This window comes from Paenibacillus sp. P4_A7, from assembly GCF_056402455.1.
In genome coordinates this window covers 1-4604 of record NZ_JBFUHJ010000443.1, presented here as the reverse complement: position 1 = coordinate 4604, position 4604 = coordinate 1, and the positions used below count along the sequence as shown (strand labels likewise).

The window sequence follows — 4604 nt, the reverse complement described above, 5'->3', positions numbered from 1 at the left end:
TCCGCTCGACTTGCATGTATTAGGCACGCCGCCAGCGTTCGTCCTGAGCCAGGATCAAACTCTCCAAATTGGTGTTTGACTTGCTCAATCTTTTATCGCTTTTTCTAATGATCCGTTAGGATCGTTAGGGCAGTTTAATACTCGTTGTTCAGTTTTCAAAGAGCAATCTTATTCTMGTTTGTTTCTCGTTTGTTCCGGTRTGTTTCTTGGCCGGAATAAKAATATACCATGTATTCGCCTAYTAATGCAAGTCTTTTTTKAAATTCTTTTTAAAAACATTAAATTCCCTATCTATAAACCTAATAAAGATAAACAGGGGCACCCCTAATTAGAGATACTCCTGTTATCCGCTTCTTCTTTAGTAACCCGTCATGATATAACCGTCAAAGCTAGGAGCCGTATGAATATAGGCCTTCACTTTCGGTGTCACATACACAAACTTAATCTTCTTATCCTCTAGTACGATGTCGCCTTCTCTTTTAAAGTTAATGCTACTAATAGACTTGGATATATCACTCTTATCATTCATGAATTATTGCAGGGTCTCCTCATTAACCACATAGTGCTTAATCATTTTATCTAGAATAGTTAGCATCTGTGCCCTAGTGACCGGTTTCTTCGGATTGAACTTTCCTTCAGGCGTTACATCCTCCGTGCGGCCATTTGTTCTTTTATAATAAGTCGGGTCCAATTCTTCCTCATCAATTGTCGGCATGTCGCCTGTATGTTGTTCTTTCCCCGTAACATTAAAATTACGATTGTTCGGTTCATTTACTTTAAATACAACTCCACCACTGCTGTCTATCATTCCATTTTATGCGATACCTTTTACAACATACCCGACTATAGCATGCCCGTCTTCGAAGATAGATGCAGATGTCCACATCTTCCCATTAAACATTGCTTTGCCTGTTGTATCTATATACTAATTGCCATTATAGTTGCCAACTACTGCAGAAGGGCGAAGAGTGCTATTAATTCATCGTCTGCCAATTCTCTCCACTGCCCTTTATCTAATTCATCAATAGTAATATTCATAATTCGAACTCGCTCAAGCCTCAGCACCCTATATCCTAGAGCTTTGCACATTCTCCTAATTTGTAGATTTAGACCCTGTGTCAAAATAATCCGGAACTCATAGTCGTTTATTCGAAAAACTTCACAGGGCTTCGTTATCACATCAAGGATAGGCACACCGCTAGACATCTCTTCTATAAATGGCTGAGTAATCGGCTTGTCCACTGTCACCATGTACTCTTTTTCATGACCATTTTCTGAACGCATCATTTTATTGACAATATCTCCATCGTTCGTTAATAAAATTAGACCCTCTGATGCTTTATCTAATCTGCCGATGGCAAAAATTCTCGTGGGATAGTTAATAAAGTCGATAATATTGCCAGCTACTTCTTTGGATGCGGTGCACGTAATCCCTATTGGTTTATTGAGTGCGAGATAGACGGGTTCTGCTTTAATTGGAATTGGTTCCCCATCTAAAAGTACAATATCCTTGGGGTCTACATCATCCCCCACCTCACATACTACACCATTTATCGTAATTCTTTTTGCTTCGATTAAACGATCGGTTTCACGCCTTGAACAAAATCCTGTTTCACTTATGTATTTATTGATTCTCATGATGAGCCTGCTTTCCTACTACAATGAAGATAACTAACCTGTCTCTGCTGCCGTATCTCTATCAGGGTCCGTACCCTTAGTTTCTTTTCCAAAGAATAGAACAGTAAGGGCTCCAATTACAATTGTAACAAAAAACATCATAAACACCGTGGTGATTGCTGTTTCGCGTGCTACTAACATACCAACTAGAAATGGACCGATTACCCCTCCAACTCGTCCAAACGATGCAGCAAGTCCGACTCCGGTAGCACGTACGGTAGAAGGATATAACTCTGGCGTGTAGGCATACATGCCTCCCCATGCTCCAAGGTTGAAGAAGGATAGGCAAATTCCAGAAGCGATTAGTATTCCTTCCGTCTCCGCATTTCCAAACCACACCGCACTTACCGCAGTTAGCAGCAAATAAACAACAAGCACGAATTTGCGACCGAACTTCTCAATAAAGTATGCTGCGGTAAAATAGCCTGGAATCTGCGCCAGCGTCATGATCAGTATATATTGAAAGCTTGTTACGAGATCAAAGCCTTTTAGCAGCATGATAGATGGGAGCCACAGGAACATACCATAATACGAAAAAACTACGGTAAACCATAAGATCCATAATGTAATAGTCGACTTACGGTATTTTACAGACCACACCGAGGCCACTCGTTCCTTAATAGAAAGGTTTCGACTTTGCTGCTTATTAAAGGTTGGTGAGTCTTGAATGGCTCTCCTAAGATATAAAGCATAGAAAGCTGGCAGTGTACCGATCACAAAGGCCATACGCCATCCATATTCAGGAATAACGAAGTAGGCGATCAGTGCCGCAGCAATCCAACCAAATGCCCAAAAGCTTTCAAGTAGAACGACTGCACGTCCCCTATCTTTTATAGGAACTGACTCAGAAACGAGCGTAGTTGCAACCGGCAGCTCTCCGCCAAGGCCGAATCCAGCTATGAAACGCAGCACACATAGTACGACAAAACTAGTTGCCAATGCTGATAAGCCACTTGCTATGGAGAAAATAAGCAGCGTCCAAATCAGTATCGCTCTTCTCCCATATCGGTCAGCAAGTAATCCAGATATCGCAGCACCTACCGCCATACCAATCGAATTAATTGCCATTACTAGTCCTACCTGCTGTGCACCCAAATGCCATTCAACAGCCAGTGCTGTAACTATGAAGGAGATCATCCCAACCTCCGTTGCATCAAACAGCCAGCTCAGACCCGCACTAAACAATAATTTACGTTGTTTGGGCTCACGCAATAAGGCTGATATCTTCATTATCTCTTCTCCTCGTAATCTATATATTTACCCGCTTGGCATGATCATTTCGATATTCTCGCATTTATATAAGAAATAATACCGATTGTTATAAGTATGATCGTATCTTAGCGAACTAAATCATATATTACCATGGGAACAGGTCGATTTAACAAAGAGTTAAATTAAAACAAAATTGACATATTTTTAAATGGGCATCTATAATGCAATTAACAAATCAAAGAGAGGTGAACCTAATTAAAACCATTGCATCAATCATCGGTAAATTGCTGCTGCTGATGGTTATTATGTTTGTATTTATTATTTTGGCATTAATCGGTTATTTTCTTGTAACTGGCTTTTCCACTTCCAAATTCGAAAATATTGCAAGCAGTGGAACACTGATCTATGCACAAATGATCGGTTTTATCGTGGCCATATTTTTGATGTACGCGTTTTTCGAGCGAAAAAAGGGCTGGGCCCTCGGTATTAAGCAACGTGGCGCAGTCGTCTTTACTATTCAAGGCCTGCTTACTGGAGCTATTCTCATTTCTCTATCTAGTGTGCTTATTTGGGCATTAGGAGGTATTGAATGGGAATGGATCGGCTTTAACCGAGAGGTAAACATTTCATTATTAAAAGGCTTTCTGCTATTTACGGGCGTGGCACTTTCCGAGGAAATTCTATCACGCGGCTACGTACAAGGACTATTAAAGCATCATTACGGCAGTACGGCTGCCATTATCACCAGTTCAATCTTGTTCGCACTATTACACGGCTCTAACCCTGGGATCTTAGATTCCCCGTTCCCGTTACTTAACATCTTTCTAGCAGGATTACTGTTAGCACTTGCGCGTGAGCTGACGGGCGGGCTATGGATGCCTATTGGTCTGCATCTTACATGGAACTATTTCCAAGGATATGTTTATGGTTTTAGCGTTTCGGGAACCGATACCGTTCCTTCACTGCTGCAGACGATTAATAATGGTCCTAACGCACTGTCAGGCGGCTCCTTCGGGGTTGAGGGAAGCTTCACTTCTACGTTAGTTTTACTTATCGGTATAATAGCTGTTTATTACTATTATATGGACAAAGCTCCTAGCATCAGTCGACTATAAGTGTGAAAATGTGCAAAAAGAATAAGCTGGAAGAGGCGTAAAATCCCCTCCCAGCTTGGCACAAGTCATGTATCAAGCACTTCATATGGCTCAAACGCTGCAATAACAGATTTCAGCTCAAAATAACTCCACTTCATTCTGCAAAACAGAAATGCAGATATTGAAAAGATGCAGATRGCCCGCCTATTTCTCCCCTATAAAACAAAAAAACCTTGCATCACAAGGAATTTAAGTTACTACATTAATATTTTCTTGGGCATTTTTGCGCCCTGAAAACTGGATACGAAAGTTRTCTTACTGAACCTTAGCTGTTTGTTTGCCGGATGTATGGGTCCATGCAAACCTTATTTAGGATAAGCCCTCGACCGATTAGTATTCGTCAGCTCCACGCATTGCTGCGCTTCCACCCCGAACCTATCAACCTCGTCGTCTTCAAGGGGTCTTACATACTGGGAAATCTCATCTTGAGGGGGGCTTCACGCTTAGATGCTTTCAGCGCTTATCCCGTCCGTACTTGGCTACCCAGCGGTGCTCCTGGCGGAACAACTGGTACACCAGCGGTACGTCCATCCCGGTCCTCTCGTACTAAGGACAGCCAGC

5 protein-coding genes and 2 rRNA genes are annotated in these 4604 nt (G+C 41.8%); 1 reads left to right on the top strand and 6 read right to left on the bottom strand.

What is annotated here, in order from left to right; all coding sequences use genetic code 11:
- The 5 genes from AC1DWN_RS28435 to AC1DWN_RS28415 form a co-directional block, all read right to left on the bottom strand.
- Positions 1 to 70 (bottom strand): 16S ribosomal RNA (locus AC1DWN_RS28435); the annotation flags it as partial.
- A 288-nt stretch (positions 71 to 358) separates the two neighbouring features.
- Positions 359 to 529, bottom strand: coding sequence for a hypothetical protein (locus AC1DWN_RS28430; protein WP_477562246.1), 171 nt, complete (start codon positions 527 to 529; stop codon positions 359 to 361).
- A 3-nt stretch (positions 530 to 532) separates the two neighbouring features.
- Positions 533 to 808: an S-layer homology domain-containing protein gene (locus AC1DWN_RS28425; RefSeq protein ID WP_477562245.1), complete on the bottom strand. Its 276-nt coding sequence runs from the start codon at positions 806 to 808 to the stop codon at positions 533 to 535.
- Between the two features lie 140 nt (positions 809 to 948).
- Entirely contained in the window at positions 949 to 1638 is a 690-nt protein-coding gene (locus AC1DWN_RS28420; protein WP_477562244.1) for a pseudouridine synthase, read from the bottom strand.
- Positions 1639 to 1671: 33 nt separating this feature from the next.
- The gene (locus AC1DWN_RS28415) at positions 1672 to 2907 is read right to left on the bottom strand and encodes an MFS transporter (protein ID WP_477562243.1); all 1236 of its coding nucleotides are present in this window, start codon (positions 2905 to 2907) and stop codon (positions 1672 to 1674) included.
- Positions 2908 to 3110: 203 nt separating this feature from the next.
- Here AC1DWN_RS28415 and AC1DWN_RS28410 point away from each other — a divergent pair, with 203 nt between their 5' ends.
- Positions 3111 to 4004, top strand: coding sequence for a lysostaphin resistance A-like protein (locus AC1DWN_RS28410; RefSeq protein WP_477562242.1), 894 nt, complete (start codon positions 3111 to 3113; stop codon positions 4002 to 4004).
- Between the two features lie 349 nt (positions 4005 to 4353).
- On the opposite strand, the gene AC1DWN_RS28405 is transcribed toward AC1DWN_RS28410, so the two are convergent.
- Positions 4354 to 4604, bottom strand: a 23S ribosomal RNA gene (locus tag AC1DWN_RS28405); the annotation flags it as partial.